3 protein-coding genes are annotated in these 3,352 nt (G+C 60.0%); all 3 read left to right on the top strand.

Translation table 11 applies throughout. The features are described from left to right. Nucleotides 1-74 precede the first annotated feature (74 nt). Nucleotides 75-845 carry a hypothetical protein gene (locus NW843_RS13485; protein WP_414329723.1) on the top strand — a complete coding sequence of 257 codons (771 nt, stop codon included), beginning with the start codon at nt 75-77 and terminating at the stop codon, nt 843-845. Between the two features lie 210 nt (nt 846-1,055). Beyond that, nucleotides 1,056-2,174, top strand: a complete 1,119-nt coding sequence (gene cax / locus NW843_RS13480) for a calcium/proton exchanger (protein WP_414384258.1) — start codon at nt 1,056-1,058, stop codon at nt 2,172-2,174. A 38-nt stretch (nt 2,175-2,212) separates the two neighbouring features. Beyond that, on the top strand, nt 2,213-3,352 hold a 1,140-nt coding region (locus tag NW843_RS13475; protein WP_414523203.1), incomplete at its 3' end, for a hypothetical protein.

Below are 3,352 nucleotides of genomic sequence, written 5' to 3'. Positions count from 1 at the left end.
GCGCGGAGCGCTTTGCGTCAGCATGAGTGTGGGAGTATGTCACGTACCTTTAAGGCTGAGCGCAGAGGGATCCCATGGCGATCATCGTCCTGAAAGCCTGGTATTTGGATTCGGTGTTGTCTGCTTCTCAAGTCCAACAGAGGGCCCCCGACCTGCGCCTGAGCCGTACCGGCCTCTTGAAAACGGCGATGCGGGCCGACTTTCTCGACGATGTGGAGCAGGTGAAGGCTTCCGTATGGTGGCAGCGCTACCTGGAAGGAGAGCTGGTGGAGTTTTACATCGAAGGCAGCGGCGCCTACAGCATCTCCAACCTCGATTTGATCAGCCGTGAGATCTACTTTAATAAGCGGGCCACCCTGAACATGACCGAGCCGGTCATCTACTTCTGCGGCCAATCGGATTACCCCGACTCCAGCGCCACTCTGCACCGGGCATTGCAAGCCGTGGTAGAGACCCTCAATCGCAACCACGGGCCGGTTGTGCCCCTACAGCTGCAGGGATCCCTTCCCGCTGAGGCTGAGACCCCGCTCATCGATGCGGCCTTGATTCGCAAGCTCAAGCACGCGCTGCTGGTGGTGGCCGATGTAACCCCTGTGCAGGTGAATGGCCGGGGGCGTCCCCTACCCAGCCCTCAGGTCTGTCTGGAGTTGGGCTATGCCCTGCAATCGAAGCGCCCCGAACAATTGCTGCTGGTACAACTCCCCCGCGACGGCATCGAGGGATCCTTTCCCTTTGAGGTAGAGGGCAGCAGTTTTTTGAAAATCGCCGATCCCCAGCATCTGTCCGATCAATTGGGAGCCGAGATCGCCCGGCAGTTGCAGCGCAACCGGGTTATCTCCCTCTAGCCAGCAGCACCTATCCAACCTCCCCTCGCAGCCGTTAGACTCTTGGAGATGGTCACTCCTGGCCATGGGGGATCTGGCTCCCCGAAACCCAAACAGCCTCCATCGTCGCTACCTTTTCTCCCCTTGTGAACCATGACCCTGGCTAACGCAAATCCTTTGGTTTCGCCGGATCGCTCTGCATCAGGTTGGCAGAGAGGTCTGAACAGCATAATGTTCCTGCTGCTGTTGGGGGTTCCCCTATCTTGGGTGGGGCACTTCCGGGGCTGGGATCCCAACCTGGTTTTCCTCTGTGCGGCTTTGGCGGTGGTGGCCTTGGCGAAGTTTATGGGTCAGGCCACGGAAGAGATCGCGGCCTTGACAGGGCCGACAGTCGGGGGGCTGATCAACGCCACCTTTGGCAATGCAGCGGAGTTGATCATCGGCTTGGTGGCACTGCGGGCGGGGTTGGTGGATGTGGTGAAAGCCTCCATCACCGGCGCGATCATCAGCAACCTGCTCTTGGTGGCCGGCTTGGCCATGTTTTTGGGCGGGATCAAGTTTCGAGAGCAGAGCTTTCGACCCGAGGTGGCCCGCATGAATGCCTCGGTGATGAACCTGGCGGTGGTGGCCTTGATCCTGCCCAGCGTGGTCACCTACACCGATGCCAACTTGGGGGAGATCCCCATCCAAGAGCTGTCCACGGCAGTAGCCCTGGTGCTGATCGGGGTTTACGGTCTCACTTTGCTGTTTTCCCTCAAAACCCACAGTTACCTCTACGCCCTTCACGAAGCAGAAGCCGCAGAAGATGAGGCGGCCAATCGCCTGGCCCCCAATCCGGTCTTGCAGGCGGAAGGATCCATTCCCCAAGTGCTGACGGCTCCACCTGAGCGGGCCGGTTTGGGGTTTTGGGTGCTGATCCTCTTGGGGTTGACGGTGCTGGTGGCGCTGGAGTCGGAACTGTTGGTGAGCACTCTAGAGGATACGCTGGAACACTTTCACATGACGCCGCTGTTTATGGGGGTGATTTTGTTGCCGATCATCGGCAACGCGGCAGAGCATGCGACGGCGATCACGGTGGCCATGAAAGACAAGATGGATCTCTCCTTCTCGGTGGCGCTGGGCTCGACGATGCAAATTGCCCTGTTTGTGGCACCTCTGCTGGTGCTGGCCGGGGATGTGCTGCATCAGCCCATGAACTTCAACTTCGGCATGGTAGAGTTGGTGGCCATTGCCGTCTCGGTGCTGCTGATCAATTCCGTTAGCAGCGATGGGCGCTCCAACTGGCTGGAAGGGCTACTGCTCTTGGCCACCTATGCCATCCTCGGGATTGCTTTCTTCTTTCTGGAGTGAGGCGTTAAAGTGTTCTGCACCGCTGACGCAAACGGCTCATGCTGCGAAGCTGCGAATGGTGCCCCGCACCGCTGACGGGAACGGTAGGCAGGCCGAAGCCGAGGAAAACGGGATCCCTGTTGTGGCCTCTCCTTTTCGGTGCATCTTTTGCCCTATCCCCCATAGGCGGGCCCGCATGGGGGCAGGAAGCTGCTGAAAACAACGGCACCGCCCCCAACCTGCCTTTGCTCAACCGTTTGGATGCCCTAGAAGAGCTGCGGCAAGCGCTTAGCCTCCCCACCTCCTCTGTCCAGGCGGAGGCCGTGACGCTGGATGGGCGGCATTTGTTTGTGGTTACTGCTCCCCAGGGGGATCCCGGCAGCCTGCCGCCGGTGTTGCAGCGGGTACGCTCCATTGAACAAACCCTGCACCAGTTGGCCAGCGCCGGATTCGATCCAGAGGCGCTGCAGGTTGAAGTCACCCTAGACGGCCAGACCAACCAGCCTGTTATCCGGGTGAATGGGCGACATTTGCTAACCATCACCTCCCTCGATGCTCAATTCCAGGGCGCCCAACCCATGGACTGGGCTGAGCAGGTAGCCGGCATTGTTGAGGAAGCGCTGCGCACTTCGCAACGGGAGCGGCAGCCTCAATTTTTGCGCCGCCAAGCGGTGATTGCCCTCGGCATCTTGGCTGTGGCGGGCAGCCTGAGCCAGCTTTGTCAGCGAGAACGGCGACGGCTGCAGCAAAAACGCGCTGCCCTGCAGACGGAATACCAGGCCATCCAAGCAGAGGTACAGGAGCGCCTAGCGGGGGAAGAGCAGCCGGGCGTGGATCCCGTCTTGGTCGAACAACAGGCCGGACGCAAACGGCAGGAATCCTACTTGGAGCTGCAAATTCGCCTGCTACGCCTGGTGCAAATTAGCCTGTGGGTGGGCGGAGTCGGGGTGAGCTTGGGCCTTTTCCCGCAAACGCGACCCCTGCAAAGGTTTTTCCTGGTTTCCCTGCGCGGCCCTCTGTTGCGGTTGACAGGGGTGGGCCTGGCCACCTATGGCAGTGTCTGGCTGAGTGGACTGGTACTGGATAACCTCTTTGCTGCCCTGCGCCAAGAGCAAAATGCCCCCACCTATCGCCTCAGCACCTTTGCCAGCGTCTGTGACATACTCCCATCACTGACCCTACAGGTACAGCGTGGGCTT

Origin of the sequence: Synechococcus sp. R5-12, from assembly GCF_047502655.1 — a bacterium.
GTDB lineage: Bacteria > Cyanobacteriota > Cyanobacteriia > Thermostichales > Thermostichaceae > Thermostichus.
The sequence above is the reverse complement of the archived record's forward strand: the minus strand, read 5'-3'. Positions and strand labels throughout refer to the sequence as shown.